General features: G+C 70.3%; 16 protein-coding genes and 2 pseudogenes. 12 read left to right on the plus strand and 6 right to left on the minus strand.

Annotation, left to right across the window (positions count from 1 at the left end):
* Positions 1-288 precede the first annotated feature (288 nt).
* Together ACQPXB_RS08300 and ACQPXB_RS08305 are read left to right on the plus strand one after the other, a co-directional pair.
* Complete coding sequence (locus tag ACQPXB_RS08300) at positions 289-813, plus strand: hypothetical protein (protein ID WP_432850580.1); 525 nt, start codon at positions 289-291, stop codon at positions 811-813.
* A 325-nt stretch (positions 814-1,138) separates the two neighbouring features.
* Positions 1,139-1,558: a hypothetical protein gene (locus tag ACQPXB_RS08305; RefSeq protein WP_432850582.1), complete on the plus strand. Its 420-nt coding sequence runs from the start codon at positions 1,139-1,141 to the stop codon at positions 1,556-1,558.
* 3 nt (positions 1,559-1,561) lie between these two features.
* Here ACQPXB_RS08305 and ACQPXB_RS08310 read toward each other — a convergent pair whose 3' ends face one another.
* The 3 genes from ACQPXB_RS08310 to ACQPXB_RS08320 form a co-directional block, all read right to left on the minus strand.
* The gene (locus tag ACQPXB_RS08310) at positions 1,562-1,843 is read right to left on the minus strand and encodes a hypothetical protein (RefSeq protein WP_432850584.1); all 282 of its coding nucleotides are present in this window, start codon (positions 1,841-1,843) and stop codon (positions 1,562-1,564) included.
* 705 nt (positions 1,844-2,548) lie between these two features.
* A complete protein-coding gene (locus ACQPXB_RS08315; RefSeq protein ID WP_432850586.1) occupies positions 2,549-3,394 on the minus strand; it encodes a chromate resistance protein ChrB domain-containing protein in 846 nt (281 codons plus the stop codon).
* Positions 3,391-3,870 (minus strand): Chromate resistance protein ChrB, encoded by a 480-nt coding sequence (locus ACQPXB_RS08320; RefSeq protein WP_432850588.1) that lies wholly within the window; start codon positions 3,868-3,870, stop codon positions 3,391-3,393. The genes ACQPXB_RS08315 and ACQPXB_RS08320 overlap by 4 nt, the downstream gene beginning before the upstream one ends.
* Before the next feature lie 123 nt (positions 3,871-3,993).
* Here ACQPXB_RS08320 and ACQPXB_RS08325 point away from each other — a divergent pair, with 123 nt between their 5' ends.
* A complete protein-coding gene (locus ACQPXB_RS08325; protein ID WP_432850590.1) occupies positions 3,994-5,034 on the plus strand; it encodes a YncE family protein in 1,041 nt (346 codons plus the stop codon).
* 24 nt (positions 5,035-5,058) lie between these two features.
* On the opposite strand, the gene ACQPXB_RS08330 is transcribed toward ACQPXB_RS08325, so the two are convergent.
* On the minus strand, positions 5,059-6,057 hold the full coding sequence (locus tag ACQPXB_RS08330) for a DUF1259 domain-containing protein (RefSeq protein WP_432850592.1): 999 nt from the start codon (positions 6,055-6,057) through the stop codon (positions 5,059-5,061).
* A 42-nt stretch (positions 6,058-6,099) separates the two neighbouring features.
* Entirely contained in the window at positions 6,100-6,420 is a 321-nt protein-coding gene (locus ACQPXB_RS08335) for a PepSY domain-containing protein (RefSeq protein ID WP_432850594.1), read from the minus strand.
* Between the two features lie 151 nt (positions 6,421-6,571).
* Here ACQPXB_RS08335 and ACQPXB_RS08340 point away from each other — a divergent pair, with 151 nt between their 5' ends.
* The 8 genes and pseudogenes from ACQPXB_RS08340 (at position 6,572) to chrA (ending at position 11,737) form a co-directional block, all read left to right on the plus strand.
* On the plus strand, positions 6,572-7,267 hold the full coding sequence (locus ACQPXB_RS08340) for a response regulator transcription factor (protein WP_432850596.1): 696 nt from the start codon (positions 6,572-6,574) through the stop codon (positions 7,265-7,267).
* Entirely contained in the window at positions 7,264-8,649 is a 1,386-nt protein-coding gene (locus ACQPXB_RS08345) for a sensor histidine kinase (RefSeq protein WP_432850598.1), read from the plus strand. The genes ACQPXB_RS08340 and ACQPXB_RS08345 overlap by 4 nt, the downstream gene beginning before the upstream one ends.
* The gene (locus tag ACQPXB_RS08350) at positions 8,646-9,323 is read left to right on the plus strand and encodes an ABC transporter ATP-binding protein (RefSeq protein ID WP_432850600.1); all 678 of its coding nucleotides are present in this window, start codon (positions 8,646-8,648) and stop codon (positions 9,321-9,323) included. Before ACQPXB_RS08345 ends, ACQPXB_RS08350 begins: the two co-directional genes overlap by 4 nt.
* Complete coding sequence (locus ACQPXB_RS08355) at positions 9,323-10,102, plus strand: ABC transporter permease (protein ID WP_432850602.1); 780 nt, start codon at positions 9,323-9,325, stop codon at positions 10,100-10,102. The genes ACQPXB_RS08350 and ACQPXB_RS08355 overlap by 1 nt, the downstream gene beginning before the upstream one ends.
* A 7-nt stretch (positions 10,103-10,109) precedes the next feature.
* Positions 10,110-10,466: a hypothetical protein gene (locus tag ACQPXB_RS08360; protein ID WP_432850604.1), complete on the plus strand. Its 357-nt coding sequence runs from the start codon at positions 10,110-10,112 to the stop codon at positions 10,464-10,466.
* Positions 10,467-10,526: 60 nt separating this feature from the next.
* A pseudogene (locus ACQPXB_RS08365) lies at positions 10,527-10,703 on the plus strand (chromate transporter); the annotation flags it as partial.
* 22 nt (positions 10,704-10,725) lie between these two features.
* Positions 10,726-10,857, plus strand: a pseudogene (locus ACQPXB_RS08370) (chromate transporter); the annotation flags it as partial.
* 25 nt (positions 10,858-10,882) lie between these two features.
* Positions 10,883-11,737, plus strand: a complete 855-nt coding sequence (gene chrA / locus ACQPXB_RS08375) for a chromate efflux transporter (RefSeq protein ID WP_432850606.1) — start codon at positions 10,883-10,885, stop codon at positions 11,735-11,737.
* A 333-nt stretch (positions 11,738-12,070) separates the two neighbouring features.
* Here chrA and ACQPXB_RS08380 read toward each other — a convergent pair whose 3' ends face one another.
* Positions 12,071-12,502: a hypothetical protein gene (locus tag ACQPXB_RS08380; RefSeq protein WP_432850608.1), complete on the minus strand. Its 432-nt coding sequence runs from the start codon at positions 12,500-12,502 to the stop codon at positions 12,071-12,073.
* Between the two features lie 631 nt (positions 12,503-13,133).
* Here ACQPXB_RS08380 and ACQPXB_RS08385 point away from each other — a divergent pair.
* Complete coding sequence (locus ACQPXB_RS08385) at positions 13,134-15,812, plus strand: bifunctional YncE family protein/alkaline phosphatase family protein (RefSeq protein WP_432850610.1); 2,679 nt, start codon at positions 13,134-13,136, stop codon at positions 15,810-15,812.
* Positions 15,813-16,783: the final 971 nt, after the last annotated feature.

Genomic DNA, 16,783 nt, shown 5'->3' on the forward strand with positions numbered 1-16,783 from the left:
CCTTGAGCGGCTGAGGCTTCAACCCGAAGGCGTGGCCCGCGACCGCCGAACCCGTGCCCGCCCGGGGTGAGTCCGCCTTGCGCGCGGGGGCCCGGTTTGCGCACGCTGGGAGTTTCGCGCCGGTCGTTGTGCGCCGTCCGGCTGTTGACAGCGACGGAGTTTGTGCCGGTGACCGGGTGCTGCCACACGGTGTTCACGCCGGTGGTTCTTTTCCGATCCCCGCTGGTGGGGTGCGATGGCAACGCCCCCGGCGACCCGGTCCGGGGACGGCGTTTTCGGAGGCTTCGCATGCGTGTCCTCGTTCGCTCGGTCACCGCGGTCTGGGCCGCTGTCGCGCTCGTCGGCGGCGGCATCATCATCACCGGCGGCGTGGCCGAGGCCGCGACCTGCTCCCGCTCGTACCTGCCGCTGCCCGACCCCGGCTGCACCCCGGGCGTCTACTACTCGGCGGTCACCCAGTCCACCATCCACAGCACCATCTGCGTGTCCGGCTGGACCGCCACCGTGCGCCCGTCCACGTCCTACACCAACGCGCTCAAGGTGCAGGGCATCGCCGACTACGGCTACAGCGACACCAACCTCGCCGACTACGAAGAAGACCACATGATCCCGCTCGAGCTCGGCGGCTCGCCCAAGGACCCAGGCAACCTCTGGCCCGAGCCCTACGCCGGCACCCAGACCGCACACACCAAGGACGGCACCGAAACCAAGCTGAAGAACGCCGTCTGCGCCGGCACCATCACCCTGTCCGCCGCCCGCACGGCGATCAAGAACAACTGGACCACCGCCCTGCAGGTCACCGGCATCGGCTGAGCCCGCACCGCAGGGTCATCGCTCCCGTCAGCGTCACAGGCCTGCGGCCCACGCCGCAGGCCTGCCCCAGCCTCCCTGCGTGAAAGCCCGCGTGACGACGGCGTCGAGCAGCGCAGATGCCGTGAACGCCACACCGCGCGGCGCATGTCGAGCACCGTGACGCCGGGGGGCGGCCTACGGTCGTGGCGACGACGCAAACGCGGACACGCAGTCGTGACTCGGCCCCGTCCCAGATGCTGTTGAAGGTCGGATTCCGATGGCAGCGCGGCTACGATTGACGGATTCTCCGGGTAAGGACGGCGGCGGGCGGATGTTTCATGTGGTGGTGACCGGGGAGCTGCGGCGGTGGACGGTCGAGGTCGGTGAAACCGATGCGAGGTTCACCTGGACGCCCCTGCAGGTGGGCCACACGGCGGCCAACACCGTGCCGCGCGCCTGGGACGGTCATGGCCTCGGTGTGCCCGCGCACGACGTCCCCGTGCTCAATTCCGCGCTCAAAGAGATCATGAAGACGCCCGCGTTCTGGCAGGCCTACCGCAGCGCCGGGCGTGGCGCGGCGCAGGTGTGGTCCGAACCCCACACCGACCCCGACGACGGATTCGTGTACGTCACCGGGCCCTGCGGGCTCCCCTCCGAGGTTGTCGGGTACCGGCCGGTATCGAGCTTCACGCTGGACCTGGCGGACCTGCGGGGACTACGGATCCGGCTGGCCGCTCACCTGCACGACCACCTCGTCGGAGCGTGAACGTCACCAGGCTGCGCCGTAGTCCCGGACGATTCGCCCACTGTCCGCCATCGTGGTCTCCCCGCACTCCGCGGACCCGTGTGCGCCCCCAGCGCTGGAGGCGACCGTAACCCGAACGCCGTAGCGGCGACCGGGAACAGTGCAGGTCACCGCCGGGCCGGCGGTGGCGCGGCGGCGCATCACCGCGATCGCCAGCGACGGGGCGAGCGGCTCGGCCTCGACGTCGCGGCGCCACGCGGCCAGCAGCCGCGTCAGCCGGTCCGGAACCGGGCTCTGGGAACTCACACCAGGTGGTCGCCGCCCACCACGCGCTCGTTACTCGCCGGTGTCGCGGTGCAGGCGCCGGTTGGCCTCCTCCTCGTGGGCCATCGCCGCTTGCAGCGCGTGCAGCAGCGACGCTACGGGCACCACGAGGTAGTCAGTCCCCGGAACGCTGGCACATCTCGGCGTCGTCGACCATCCTCGTGCCCTATCGCGAGTGCTCTATCTCGGACGATGCGCCTGGTTTCACCACCGCTACGACGTGCTGCGGCGCCGCGTGGGGCAGGCACCCGATCACCGCATGACCCGATCACCGCATGGCCGGACCATCATCGACGGTGCACGTACGCGGGCGGCGACGCCGTGATTGGCGAGGTGACGCCGGAGTTCGTTTTTGACGAGCGTTGCCACCCGCAAGGACCGCGTGAGCGAGCGCAGCGGCCGCGGCGTGCCAGGACGGCACCACGAAGCCGTGAACCGTTCGCCGGGCTCGGCGTCCACGAGAGACGGACCGACTCGAGGCGGGATTGCGTGTCTGATCCCACCGTGGTCCTGTCCACGATCACTGGCGCCGGCGCTGGCCTGGTTGCGATCGTCGGCGGTTTGCTGGTTAACCGTTTCGTCGGGCTCGACAGCGAACAGCAGGGCGCGGAGGGGCTATTCGAGCAGGCCGAGGAACGACTGGCCACCGTGCGTGAGCGCGCGAGGGAAGCGCGGTGGGCGTGGACCTCATTCGAGGTCGGCGTGTTTCTCGACAATCGCGACGTCCAGGCCCTGATCCGGGACGGGATCAGGGAGATGGCCGATCTGGAACGAGCCGTCGAGCTGTCTACCCCGCTCACTACCGACGAGTTGCAGCCCCACTTGACGGCCACGGGTGAGGAGTACGACCGCGCTCGCGAGTTCTTCGACGAGGCGCTCCAACCGGCAGACAAACTGAGTGCCGAGCAGTGGGTGGAAGGCAGTAGCTGGTGGCGCCTCCGCGCTGCCCACCGGGCGCAGCTTCCCATGATTGAGCGGCCCTCGACGTGGGGAACGGCGTTCGATTCGCCCTCGACCTCGCCACGTCATGACCGGCACGTCGAACAACCCCGCGAGTTGTAGCCGCGCGGACCAGGCTCCCGGCACGTCAGTTCCGGGCCCGTCAGGCGGGTTCGCGGCCGAGGAGGGTGGCGCGGCGGTGGAATTCGTAGAGGCCGTCGAACACCGGGCCCGTGATGGCGAGGTCGCGTCGTCGGTGCGGATCATGGACAGCCCGCGCAGGACGACGTCGAGGCCGGGGGCTTCGGGTGCGTCGTAGCGTTCGTCGTCGAGGTCGGCTTCGTGAATGATCTGGGCGACGCGCCAGAGGACAGGATCGTCGAGGTGGTAGTGGCGCAGGATGGTTTCGAAACTGCAGTCGCCTTGGTGGTGGCCAAGTTCGACGCCGCGCATGTCGAACGGGGTGGCGTCGGCGGGCACGTCGGCTGGGTCGCTGACGAAGACGAACTCGGCTTCCGCGTCGATGTGGCGGCGGATGAGCCAGGCGCAGGCGGCGCGGTCGATGTGGATGTTGGCGCGGGTGGCCCACTTCACGAGGGTTGCTCCTCCGGCTCGGTGATGGGCTGGGCGAGGGCGTCGACGGCGGCGGTGGCCTGGTCGCGTTCGACGGGTGGGAAGTAGTCGCGGCGGTGGATGCGGCGCAATTCCGCGCGCAACCGGCGGGTCAATGACAGCCGGGCGGGCTCGTCACACGCGGCCGCGGCGGTGGCTTCGGCGGTGACTTTCGCGTATTCGGCGGCGCGGGCGGTGGCCATGGCGGTGGCCAAGTCGCGTTCGGTGGTGGTGGTGCCGGGGTGGGCGATCCAGATGGAGGCGCTGCCGCCGGCGTCGAGGATTTCGTCGGCGATCCAGTCCAGGTGTTCGCGGGTGCGGGCGTCGGCGGGGAGGGCGATGAGGCCGTCGGAGATCTGGGCGACGCCGAGCCGTTTGAGCTTGCGCCAGATCGTGATGCGGGGTGTGGAGGGTTCGCGCGGGATCCGGTAGGACAGCAGCACCCACTCACCGGGCATACCCGGTCCAGACGCTCGGGCCACCCCGACCACCCCTTTTCGCCGCATACGAGGGCACCATCCTATGCACTGTAACCTTGGTTGCGTCGGATCTGGTGACGTTAGGCGGGAGAGGCGAGTGCGATGAGGCTGGCCGCGCGGTCTCGGTGGCTGCTGGTGGCTGCGGGTGCCGTGGTGGTGGCGCTGGTCGTGGTGCTCGTGGTGGTCCTGCGCGGCGGCGGTGGGCTGCCCTCGTCGGCGCCGCTGCCGTTGCGGGCGGCCGGCGAGGTGGCGTTACCGGGCGACGACTCGCGGTTTGACTACGCGAGCCTGGACGCCGAGCGCGGTCTGCTGTTCGTGGCGCATCTGGGCGCCGGCGAGGTCATCGAAGTCGACATCCACGCCCACCGGGTGGTGCGCACGATTCCGAACCTGTCCCAGGTGCATGGGGTGCTGGTGGTGCCCGCGCTGCACCGGGTGTTCGCGACCGCGACCGGCGCGAACCGGATGGTCGCCCTGGACGAGGACACCGGCGCCGTGGTGGCTCAGGCGGCGACGGGTGAGTATCCCGACGGGCTGGCGTATGACCCGCGGCGGGGTGCGATCTGGACGACGAACGAGTCCGGTGGGTCGGAGACGGTGATCGACGCCGCGAGCGGGGCGGTGCGCGGCACGGTGATGTTGGGCGGCGAGGTCGGCAACGTCGTCTACGACCCGGCGAACGACCGCATGCTGGTGGACGTGCAGGGCCGCGACGACCTCGCCGTGATCGACCCGGCGAGCCTCGCCGTCGAGAAGCGAGTGCCGCTGCCGGGCTGCGACCACGACCACGGCCTCGCCCTGGACACCACGGACCGGCTGGGGTTCGTGGCGTGCGACGGCAACGCGACCCTGCTGACGGTGGACCTGACCGGCTGGCAGGTGACCGGAACCGCGCCGGTGGGCGAGGATCCGGATGTGCTGGCCTACGACCAGGCCGCCCGTCGGCTGTACGTGGCCGCGGAGAGCGGCCCGGTCACCGTCCTGGACCTGCACGGCCGGACATTGGACGTGGCCGGGGCGGGTCATCTAGCCGATGGCGCGCACGTGGTCGCGGTCGACCCGGCCACACATCACAGCTTCTACCCGGTGCCCGCCGGGGCGGACGGCCGTCCCGCGCTCCTGGAGCAAGCGCCCGTCGGGTAGCGCGGGATCGACCGTCCACTTCGGTCAGGTAGCCGGGCGCAGGTTGGTGGCGTCCAGCGCTGGGCGGAGTGCCTTGGCAAGGGTGACGCCGTCGTCGACGGCCCAGAAGTGCATGTAGAACGGCCGGGGTTGCTCGGTGAAGCTGTGGTTGTGCACCTCGACCAGGTCGATGCCGCCCTTGCGCAGCGCCTGGATCACCTTCTGCACCTCGGGTGCGGTCATCACGAAGTCGCCGTTGATCGCGGCCTTGCCGCCGCCGACGGGTTGGAAGTTGATGCCGGTGGTCACGCCGAACGTCGGCGGCAGGACGTGGCCGTCGTCGGTGAGGGTCTCGGCGCGGGCGATGGTGAACTTGTCGATCCCGCCGTCCGCGGTTCCCTTGCGCCCCAACGCCTTGTCGATACCGGCCGTGTCCAGATGGACCGGCGGCTGCGGACCGGAGGGTGCGGCGGCCGGCGGGATCGCGGTGGCGTCCAGCGCGGCCTTGATGCCTTGGGCGAGCACAGTGGGATTGCCGCTGATGGCATCGACGTGGGTCCACCAGACCGGCGGGTCCTGCTGCAGCAGGTGTTTATGCAGTGCGGTCTGCTCGATCCCGTGCGCCTGCAGGGCATCGGTGACCTTCGGCAGCTCCGTCTCGGTGACGACCAGGTCGCCCATGAGCACGACGCCGTCGCGGTATTTGGCGAACGCGGCATAGCCACCGAGGGACAGGCCGGGTTTGATCGCGACGCCGTAGGAGGTGACGTGCAGATCGGTGCGCGGCAGCGGAATCCGGTAGACGGTGTTGTTGTCGCCGAACGTCCCGGTCCGGCCCAGGGTGTCGGTGACGGGTTTCCAGTCCGCCTCGGTGGTGGGAATCGGCTGGTTATGCCCGTGGCTAGCGTCGCTGTCGATCTCGGCGTCGGGAGCAGCTGCCGTAGTGGCTGTCGTGGCGCTGCCGCAGGCAGCGAGCGCGAGCAGCAGCATCGCTGTCAGCGGCGCGACCGCGCGGCGGGCCGCACCAGCGGTGATGAACGGCATGTCGTTGTCCTCCTCAGGTGGTGTCCGTTGGCGGGGCGCGGGTCAGCCCTCGTCGCCGTCACCGTCGCGGTCGGGGAATCCCGTGCCCAGGACGTGGAAGCCCTGGTCGAGGAAGACCTCGACAGTGCTGTGGTCGGGTTTGGTGACGAGCACGCCGTAGGCGGCGTGGCCCCCCTCGTTCTGTGCCTCAACCGCACCGGCCGTGCCACCCGGGACCGTTCGGACCGCGGCGGCCTGGGCCTGGTCGGCCGCTGTACCGGTGACCTCGTCGCCGCCGACCGCGGAGGCGATACCGACCGCGCCACCACTGAGCACGAGCACTCCGGCGGCGACACCGATCCCGATCTTCGTCCTGCGATTCATCGCTCTACCCCTTCTTCGATCGTGTGCAACCGTGGTTGCATAGGTCATGCGTAGTGGGTGCAGATGAAGCCGCGATGAAGACGACGCGGTGGTCACCCGCCGGGGGTGCGACCCTGCCCGGGAGGGGCGCCGAAGCGGAGGTGATGGGCGGATGCGGGTGCTGGTAGTGGAGGACGAGCCGAAGATGGCCGGGCTGTTGCGCCGGGGCCTGGCCGAGGAGGGCTACATGGTCGACGTGGCGGCCGACGGGCCCGGCGGGTTCGCGGCTGCGGCCGGGCGCCAGTACGACGTGGTGGTGCTGGATGTGATGCTGCCCGGATACTCGGGATTCGAGGTTTGCCGGCGGTTGCGCCGCGACGCGGTGTGGGTGCCGGTGCTGATGCTCACCGCGCGCGCCGCGGTGGCCGATCGGATTCACGGCCTCGACGGCGGCGCGGACGACTACCTGGCCAAACCGTTTCACCTGGCCGAGTTGTTCGCCCGGCTGCGCGCGCTCGGGCGCCGCGGCCCGGCGCTGCGGCCGCCGGAGCTGGCCGTGGGGGACCTGCGGGTCGACCTGGCCGGGCGTCGCTGCTTCCGCGGCGATACCGAGGTCCGGGTGACGGCCAAGGAATTCGCGCTCCTGGAAGCGTTCCTGCGCCACCCCGGCACGGTGCTCACCCGGGAGGTGCTGCTGGAGCGGTGCTGGGACCTCGCCTACGAGTCGCGGTCCAACGTCGTCGAGGTCCACCTGCGCGGGTTGCGGGAGAAGATCGACCGCGCCTTCGGGGTGGTGTCGCTGGAGACCGTGCGCGGAGCGGGCTATCGGCTGCGCACCGATGGCGGACGAGCGGACCCACGACCATGAACCCACGGCGCTGGCCGGCGCGGATCCGGCTGACCGCGGCGTTCACCGTGCTGATGGCGCTGGTGCTGCTCAGTGTCGGGTTCGCGACCGTGGCCCACACCCGATCCTCGCTGGACGCCTCGATCACCGAGGCGCTGACCTACCGGCTGCACGACCTGCAGCCGACCGCCGCCACCGCAAGGCCGGTGCTGTCCGGAGTCAGCCGCGACACCGGCGAACAGGTCCTCGACCCGACCGGCCACCTCGTCGCCGCCTCCCCAGAGGTCCCGGACCGGCCGCTGCTCACCGCGACGGAGCTGACGTCGGCCCGGAACGGCCCATTGCTGGTGGATCACGTCGTGGCCGGGACGCTGGACGCGCCGGTGCGTATCGGCGCCGCCCCGACCAGTGACGGCAGCCGGATCGCCGTGGTCGCGGTGACCCTGTCCGACCGGGACGCCGCGGTCGCGGATCTGCGCCAGGAACTGCTGATCGGGTTCCCGCTCGTGCTGCTGGCCGCCGCGGCCGGGGCGTATCTGCTGGCAGCCGCCGCGTTGCGTCCAGTGGAGCGGATGCGGGCCCGCGCCGCCACGATCACCGCCGACGCCGCGGAGCCGCGTCTGCCCGTGCCGGCCACCCGGGACGAGATCTCCCGCCTGGGGACCACGTTCAACGACCTGCTCGACCGGCTGCACACGGCCCTGCGCCGCGAGCGGCAGTTCGTCGCCGACGCCAGCCACGAGCTGCGGACCCCGCTGAGCCTGCTGACCACCGAACTCGAACTCGCGCTGCGCCGACCCCGCAGCACGCGGGAGCTGACCGCCGCGCTGGGCTCGGCCTTGGAGGAAACCGGGCGCCTGTCCCGTCTGGCCCAGGACCTCCTGCTGCTGGCCCGCACCGAGCACACCGGCACCCCGCGCCGGCACGCCGAAGCCCACGAGGTGCGCCCGGTGCTGGAATCGCTGCTCGCCCGCTACCGCGCGACCCTCGGCGAGGACGTGGTGATCGTGAACTGTGCGCAGGGGCTCGCGGTCCGCGCTGACCCCGATGACCTCGACCGCGCGGTCGCCAACCTGATCGACAACGCCGCACAGCACGGCCGCGCACCGATCACGATCACGGTCCAGCCCGCCTCCACCAGCCGACCGGAGGACGCGGTGACCGTCGAGGTCGGTGACCACGGCCGCGGCTTCGACCCCGCCTTCCTGCCCCACGCCTTCGACCGGTTCACCCGCGCCGATGACGCCCGCACCAGCGGCGGCACCGGCCTGGGCCTGGCCATCGTCGCCGCCCTGGCCCGCCGTAACGGCGGCCACGCCACAGCCGCCAACCATCCCGACGGCGGCGGCAGCGTGACTCTCACCTTGCCCGCCGCGCTCTCCCCGATCACGGTATCCGGATGAGTACGCCCCGCGGCTTTCTCCTCGACCAGGTCACCGTGATCCGCGGCCGGGCCCGGCTCCTCGACACGATCAACGCCCGACTCCCCGCAGGAGCGTGCACGGCCGTGGTCGGCGCCAGCGGGGCCGGCAAATCCACCCTGCTGCGGCTGCTCAACCGGCTGGAGGACCCCAGCACCGGCCAGATCCTGCTCGAGGGTGTCGCGCTCACCGAGCTCGATGTGCTCGCGCTGCGGCGCCGGGTCGGGCTGGTCGCCCAACGGCCGGTGCTGCTCACCGACCTCGTCGCCGACGACCTGCGCGTCGGCCGCCCCGAGCTCAGTGACAACGCCATTCGGGACCTGCTGGCGCAGGTCGGGTTGCCCGCCGGCTTCGCGCAGCGCCGCACGAGCGCGCTCTCCGGCGGCGAAGCACAGCGGGTGTGCCTGGCGCGGGCGTTGGCCGTCGAGCCCGAGGTGCTGCTGCTCGACGAGCCGACCTCGGCACTGGACGGGGTGAGCAGCGGCGTGATCGTCGAGGCCGCCCGCGGCCACATCGCCGCGGGTGGGACGGTGGTGCTGGTCAGCCACGACCTCGCCGTGGTGCGCGGTATCGCCGAGACTGTGCTGGTCCTCGACCACGGGCGCCTGGTCGCCCACGGCCGCCCTGAGGAGATCGAGTATCTGGAGGCCGGGTGATGACCGGGGTCTCCGTACCGAGCTGGACGGGCGTGGTCGCCTCGCTGCTGCTGGTCGCCCTCGCCGCCGCGGTGGCCTACCGGCAACGGCTGCACCTGACCCGCGAGCTGGTCATCGCCTCGCTGCGCGCCGGAGTGCAGCTGGTCGCGGTCGGCGCGCTGCTGCTGGTGATCTTCGCCCGCACCGGGCTGCCCGGCGCGTTCGCCTGGGTCACGATCATGATCCTGGTCGCCGGGCAGGTCGCCGGGCACCGCGGCGCCGGCCTGCCCCGCGCCCGCACGGCGGCCACCGCCGGAGTCGCCGCCGGCAGCGTGGTCACCCTCGGCGCGCTGCTCGCGCTCGGCGTGATCTCCACCGAGGCCCGCGTCGTGGTCCCGGTCGGCGGCATGATCGTCTCCGGCGCCATGCAAGCCGCCGGCGTTACCCTGCGCCGGCTGCGCGAAGACGCCCACGCGGCCCGGCCGGCGATCGAGGCCCGGCTCTGCCTCGGGCTGCCCGCCCGCGAGGCCTTCCTGCCCCACCAGCGCTCAGCGCTGCGCACCGCACTGCTGCCGGCGATCGACTCCACCAAGGTGGTCGGACTGATCACCCTGCCCGGCGCCATGACCGGGCTGATCCTGGCCGGAGTCGACCCCCTCACCGCGATCCGCTACCAGATCGTCGTGATGTACATGCTGCTCGCCGCCACCGCGCTCGCCGCCCTGGCCGTCGCCCGACTGGCCGAACACGCCCTGTTCGACCACGCCCACCGCCTCGTCCCGCTCCCCCCAACACCGTGAGGCCCGCATGACAGCAGAAATCTTCAGCGCCGCCCACATCGCCCTCACCGCGGCGATCACCGGCGTCCTCGCCTACGCCGCAGCAGCGTGGCGGCTGCCCCGCCCGGCCTGGCTCGACGTGGCGGCCGTCGGCGTGCTCGCCGCAGGATCCGTGTTCCTCTGGCGGATCTCCGCGAACATGCCCGCACTCAACAGCGACGGACTGCCCGGGTTTTCCGCCAACGACTGGCTCGCCCCCGTCGCGACCTACCTGTTCCTCACCGTCTACGCCGACCTGCGCCCACCCGCCGATGTCCGCCGCTACGGCCAGGCCCGCGCGCTGGCCGTTCTCGCCTCCCTGGCCGTCAACGTGATCACCATCTGAAACCAGCGACACCACCCTCGCCCTACAAGTGCAACCATGGTTACAGTCGGCAGATGAGCGATGCGACGCCGACACCCGCAGACGGCCAGACGGACCCGGTGCGCCTGCGGCGCGTGCTGGGGGTATTTCCTGCGACTGGGCACCATCGGGTTCGGCGGCCCGATCGCCACCGTCGGCTACATGCAACGCGACCTCGTCGAACGCCGCGCCTGGATCGACCGCCAGGACTTCCTCGACGGCGTCGCGCTCGGCCAAGACCATGCCCGGCCCGCTGGCCGCCCAGGTCGCCATGTGGGTCGGCTACCTGCGCCGCGGCAGCCTCGGCGCGCTCGCCGTCGCACTGGCCTTCATCGCCCCCTCTTTCGTGCTCGTAGTCGCCGTCGGCGCGCTGTACTCCCACTACTCGGGGCCCACCCGTGGTGCAGGCGCTGTTCTACGGCATCGCACCCGCGGTTATGGCCATCATCACCATCGCCGCGGTCAAACTCGTGCGCCTCACCGACCGCCGCGACTGGCGCCTGTGGGCCATCAGCGTCGCCGTCTTCGCGCTCACCGCGATCACCGGCTCCGAACCGATTCTGGTCATCATCGGCGCCGGGCTGCTGATGATCCTGCTCGACGCCCGCCCCCGCCTGCACCGGCCGCGCCGACGACGGGGCGACGACGGCGTACCGCCGCCCGCGAGTGATGAACGCCCGTCGCGGTTCATCCCGTTCGCGCTGCCCTCCGGCGCGCTGGGCGCCGCGCTCGGCGGTGGGACATTGCTGTCACTGGGCCTGTTCTTCCTCAAGACCGGGGCGATCGTGTTCGGTTCCGGGCTGGCCATCGTCCCGCTCCTGCGCGAGGGAGTCGTCGACCAGCACCACTGGCTCACCCAAGGCCAGTTCCTCGACGCGGTCGCGATGGGCCTGATCACCCCCGGCCCGGTCGTGATCACCGCCGGGTTCATCGGCTACATCGTTGCCGGCCTGCCCGGCGCGATCATCGCCACCGTCGCGATCTTCATCCCGATCTACCTCGGCGTCATCGTCCCTGGCCCCTGGTTCCTGCGCCACCGCGACAACAACCAGGTCAAAGCGTTCGTATCGGGGGCCACCGCCGCCGCGGCCGGCGCCCTCTCCGGTGCCGTCGTCGTCCTCACCCGCCAAGCCGTCACCGACTGGCCCACCGCCGCCATCGCCCTCGTCACCCTCGGACTGTTGTGGCGCTTCAAAATCGGCGAACCCTACATCGTCGCCGCCGCCGGAGCGCTCGGCATTCTGCTCCACTAAGGACCATCCAGAAGGGACACCGGAACCGATGTTGCCCTGCGGTGTCATCACCGACTTGGCCGCGCTCTCAGCCATCCTCGATGTCGTCCTGTCCTCGTCGTAGCCCACGTACGCCACCCCGGCACGCTCGCCCTCGCTGCGCTCACGCTGCTTCTTGACCTTGGACCGCTACGCCTCGGGCGCGTCGTCCGGGTGGCTCGCCCAGCGGGATCGCCCCGGGCCGTTGTGCACGCGCGGGCCTTCGGCGTTCGGTGTATATGGCGAACAGACGCGACGGCTCCGGACGCGACACGCACCCAGGACCAATCCCAACTGCTGGCAGAGCACGCCGTACTAGTGTTCCAGTACTACTCCACAGCAGTCGTGACCGCTTCGGCGGTCAATGCCGATCTGCCCCGTGTCGGCAAGGCGGTGCTCGCGGCGAACGGCGGCCAGGGCATCGCGAAAACGTGCTCCTTCCAGGTTGTGACGTGCTCGGGGCTCGACTGGTGGTCGCACCCGGTAGCCGCGTTCGGTGTGGTGCCCGCGCTGCGGGGCGTCGGCGCGGTCGCGGAACCGTACGACTCGCACGGCGTGGGGGTTATAGCCCTCGCGTTCGGCCCGCCGGCGGATGGTGCGCGGCAGCGGATGCTCGTCGACGGCGGTGACGCCGGGCTGGGTGATCAGCAGCCACATTCTGCGCACGGCCTGGCCCCAGGCCACAGTGGTGTTCTTGGCCTGGTCCCATCCGAGGTCGGTTGCGGCGACGTTCTCGCTGCGCAGCACCGCACCGCTGGGGGTGGTCTCTGATCACGATGCCGCCGCACCGAACTTGCGAACACCACGAAGCCGGACTCCGCGGGCACGTCCTCGGGGCGCAGGGTGTTCGTCCACAGGAACTGTCTTTGCGTAGAAGCAAGGGGAAGAGTCTCCGCAACATCGCTCGTGTTATTGGTGGGAGGTGTGGATCTTGTCGTCGGCGGCCGTGTCGGCGAGCGGGTGTGAATTTACGGCGATGCCATGTTGGGTGTGGCACAATTCAGGTTAGCGCGAGTGAACTGTCCGTTTGCCGTCGGATTACTTTGCGCTTTTCGGGTTATTCGGGAGAAATCTGGCGACGTCCGGCGGAATCGCGCCTGTGGAAACCATGCGTTCACGGGATGGCCATCCCCGGTATCGGCGTTGTCGGCCGGCGGAAATTAGCGTCTGTGCGTCTCCTTCACCTCCGAGCAAAGGAGAGGGCAAGCGCGTGTGTTGACCGCATCCGGGTGTTCTTCCGCCCGGGCGTCTTCGGCGTTTGTCCTTTGTGAACACTCCCCGCCACGAAAGGGACGACCAGACAATGCAGGTAACGCGCCTCAGACGACGTGCCGAGAAGCCTGCGCTTCTCGGCCGCCGCGGCGGCCGATGGGTCAGCATGGCCACGGCCGGACTGTCCGCGATCGGCCTCGTCGCCACCGGAACGGGGATCGGTTTCGCCCAGACCGAGCTGTTCGGCACCGACCAGGTGGGCGAGACAACCGACAACGGTCAGGTCGTGTCCGCTGACCAGTACCTGGCCCCCTACGGCGACCGGATGCTCGTGCCCAAGGGCAAGATCATGTCGTCCACTACCAGCCCGGACGGTGCCCACCTCGCGGCGCTGACCACGGACGGCGGCATCGCGCTGACGATCGTGGATCTGAAGAGCTGGACAGTGCAGCAGACGATCGGCACGGACAAGTCTGCCAACCTGGTGATCAACAACAACAACGTCGGGCAGGAAGGGCCGTTCTACAGCCCGGACGGCACGTCGCTGTGGATGCCGCAGCTCAACGGCATCGACCGCTTCCCGGTGAACGCCGACGGCACCGTCGGCGCGCCGAGCTTCATCGCGATCGCCGCGAACGGGTCGAAGAAGGCGCTGCCCTCGGGCCTGGTCTTCTCCGCGGACGGGACCACGGCCTACGTCGCAGTCAACGGCCAGAACCGGGTGGCCGCGATCGACACGGCGACCGGGACGATCAAGCAGACCTGGAACGTGGGCATCGCGCCCCGTGGCATGGTGCAGGTCGGCTCGAAGCTCTATGTGAGCAATGAGGGCGGGCGACTGGCGCAGCCCGGTGACATCACGATCAACTCCTACGGCACCCAGGTGCCGGCCAACCCGGACACCGGTGCCTCCACGAGTGGCACGGTCAGCGTCATCGACCTCGCGAACGCGGCCGCGGCGCCGGGGAGCATCGACGTCGGGCTGCACCCGAGCGCGGTGTACGCCAAGAACGGCGCCGTGTTCGTCACGAACACGGCGAGCGACGACGTGTCGGTGATCGACTCGGCCAAGGACAAGGTCGTGCAGACCATCGCCACGCAGCCGTGGCCCGAGGCCTCGGTGGGCTACGAGCCGGACGCGGTCACCCTGACCGGCGACGGTCACCTGCTGGTGACGCTGGGCCGCGCGAACGCCGTCGCGGTCTACAAGTACACGAGCGCGCAGGAGCCGGTCAGCTACGTCGGCCTGCTGCCGACGGACTACTTCCCGGCCGAGATCACCACCGTCGGCGACCAGGTCGTGGTGTCCAACACCCGCGGCGTCGACGCCCGCCGCTCCGCCGGCCCGGCGCACGGCACCCACGACACCACGTCCAGCCTCACGCACTTCACGCTGCCCGGCGACGACGTGATCAAGGGTGAGACCGGCACGGTGTTCACCCAGAACGGCTGGCGCGGCAACTCGGTCGCCACGGCTAACGGCACCGGCAACACACCCCCGATGCCGGTCCCGGTCAAGCTCGGCGACCCCTCGTCGATCAAGCACGTCTTCCTGATCGTCAAGGAGAACCGGACCTACGACCAGGTCTACGGCGACCTGCCCCAGGGCAATGGCGACCCCTCCTTCACCACCTACGGCCAGAACGTGACGCCGAACCAGCACGCGCTGGCCGAGCAGTTCGGGCTGTATGACAACACCTACGACATCGGCACCAACTCCGCCGAGGGCCACAACTGGCTCATGCAGGCCGACAACCCCGAGTACACCGAGTCCTCAGCCGGTGAGTACGAGCGCAGCTACGACACCGAGGACGACGTGCTCGGCCACCAGAAGTCCGGCTTCATCTGGACCGGCGCGCAGGCCGCCGGCCAGTCCGTCAAGGACTACGGCGAGTTCCAGTCGCTGGAAACCAAGCCGGCCGGCGGGACGTGGCAGAACTACTACTGCGACGCCAAGAACATGGCCGCGACCGGTGAGCCCAGCGCCTACCCGATCAAGGTCGGCTCGGCGATCCCGTCGCTGAACCAGGTGTCGGTGCCCGGCTTCCCGAAGTTCGACACCAGCGTGCCCGACGTCTACAAGGAGCAGGTCTGGCAGCAGGACTTCCAGAAGAACGGTCCCGCGAACCTGAACATGTTCTGGCTCTCCAACGACCACACCGGTGGCCCGGCCAGCGGCCCGGCGCAGGTCGCCGACAACGACCTCGCCGTGGGCAGGATCGTCGACACGATCTCGCACAGCCCGTACTGGAAGGACTCCGCGATCTTCGTGGTCGAGGACGACTCCCAGGCCGGCTCGGACCACGTCGACGGCCACCGCGCGCCGATCCAGATCATCAGCCCGTATGCGCAGCACGCCGTGGTGGACAACCACTATTACTCGCAGATCACGATGATCCGGACCATCGAGCAGATCCTCGGGATCCAGCCGATGAACCAGAAGGACAGCGCAGCGTCGCCGATGCGTCAGGCCTTCACCCCGAAGCCCGACTTCACGCCGTTCACCGCGGTCCCCAACCGGACCTCGCTGACCGCCGGTGTGAAGACGCTGCCCTCATGCGGCGCCGACGTGCCGGCGCCCGCGAACCCGGCGGCCGCGCCCGTGCCGTCGACCGTGGTGCCCGCGGACAAGCAGCAGGTCGCGGCCCAGTGGGACACCTGGAAGTCCCAGCAGCACCTCACCGGCCCGAACGCCGTGCCGGACTCCGCCAACCCGGCCCAGATGAACCACTTCGACTGGTACGAAGCACACGGGTGGGAGCAGCCCTACCCGGGTGAGAAGAAGGTCTACGCACCCAACGATGTCCCGGGTTCCTACCTCCCCTCGGCCGACAACGACGGCTGATAGCTGATCGATTACCGGAAGGCCCCCGTCCGATCCCGTCGGCCGGGGGCCTTCCTCCGCCTCGCCTCGACCTTCCAGACGCGAAGGCAGTGGCCGGAAACCCGCGCGGTGCTCAGCCTTCCCCGGCATGACGCAGCTCGACCGGCACCTCGACCATTCGGCCGCTGGGGACTCGATGGTTTCCCGCCAGTACCCGCCCGACATCGTCCTCGAGCCGCCCTGGAGATTTCCACCAATCCCGCCAAGCCGACCCAGACGTCCACCCCGCGTGAACGGCGGTGGACGTCCAGTACGCGACCACCACCGGTAATGGGCGGCCGGTCTCGTCGGACTCGGTGTCTCTCCCTTCGACCGCGCCGACCACGCGGCCCGTCGGTCGGCCTCGATGAGCAGCTCGGTCAGCTGCGGCCGTGGCAGCAGGTCCACCAGCTGCAGGTGCAGCCGCTCAACGGCGTCGGGCACGGCCATCGCCGAGAGCTTGGGAGACGACGATTCCCGCCTTTGTCGGTCATCCGGACCGGCCCGTCACCGGAGGCGAGCAGCGGTTCCAGCTCGCCGAGCGCGGCGTGCAGCTGCTCTCCAGCGCCTCGCCCGCCGAGGGCGAGACGCCCACCAGGGCGCTGTACTGGGCCCGCTGTCCCTCCCACCGCTGCGCGGGGAGCGGGGCGATCGCCGCGCGCGCCTCGCCCTTCCCGGTCGTCGCGGTGGTCTTTGAAGGTGGCGGTGGAGTCCAATTTTGTGGCCAAGCGTGTGAGCGTCAGGCTTGACGGATGGACATCGAGCGGACGGCGGCCGGGCACCTGACCGCTGGACACGACGTGGACGCGATCGTGCAGAAGGGGGACGAGCGGGAGCTGATGGTGCTGCGCGAGACGTACTTCCACCGGCGGGCGCACGCGGTCCTCGTGGCCGGGGCCGAGCCGGACAATCCCGGGCGCAGGCTGGGGGAGCGGGAACTGGCCGGCACCGCG

This window comes from Amycolatopsis sp. CA-161197 (genome assembly GCF_050942255.1).
Taxonomy (GTDB): domain Bacteria; phylum Actinomycetota; class Actinomycetes; order Mycobacteriales; family Pseudonocardiaceae; genus Amycolatopsis.

Excerpts from the sequence above, each read along its gene's own strand:
- ACQPXB_RS08350 (WP_432850600.1), top strand. The coding sequence starts at position 8,646 with ATGAGTACGCCCCGCGGCTTTCTCCTCGACCAGGTCACCGTGATCCGC.
- ACQPXB_RS08330 (WP_432850592.1), bottom strand. The coding sequence starts at position 6,057 with ATGCCGTTCATCACCGCTGGTGCGGCCCGCCGCGCGGTCGCGCCGCTG.
- ACQPXB_RS08345 (WP_432850598.1), top strand. The coding sequence starts at position 7,264 with ATGAACCCACGGCGCTGGCCGGCGCGGATCCGGCTGACCGCGGCGTTC.
- ACQPXB_RS08340 (WP_432850596.1), top strand. The coding sequence starts at position 6,572 with ATGCGGGTGCTGGTAGTGGAGGACGAGCCGAAGATGGCCGGGCTGTTG.
- ACQPXB_RS08385 (WP_432850610.1), top strand. The coding sequence starts at position 13,134 with ATGGCCACGGCCGGACTGTCCGCGATCGGCCTCGTCGCCACCGGAACG.
- ACQPXB_RS08320 (WP_432850588.1), bottom strand. The coding sequence starts at position 3,870 with ATGCCCGGTGAGTGGGTGCTGCTGTCCTACCGGATCCCGCGCGAACCC.
- ACQPXB_RS08300 (WP_432850580.1), top strand. The coding sequence starts at position 289 with ATGCGTGTCCTCGTTCGCTCGGTCACCGCGGTCTGGGCCGCTGTCGCG.
- ACQPXB_RS08355 (WP_432850602.1), top strand. The coding sequence starts at position 9,323 with ATGACCGGGGTCTCCGTACCGAGCTGGACGGGCGTGGTCGCCTCGCTG.
- ACQPXB_RS08325 (WP_432850590.1), top strand. The coding sequence starts at position 3,994 with ATGAGGCTGGCCGCGCGGTCTCGGTGGCTGCTGGTGGCTGCGGGTGCC.
- ACQPXB_RS08335 (WP_432850594.1), bottom strand. The coding sequence starts at position 6,420 with ATGAATCGCAGGACGAAGATCGGGATCGGTGTCGCCGCCGGAGTGCTC.
- ACQPXB_RS08360 (WP_432850604.1), top strand. The coding sequence starts at position 10,110 with ATGACAGCAGAAATCTTCAGCGCCGCCCACATCGCCCTCACCGCGGCG.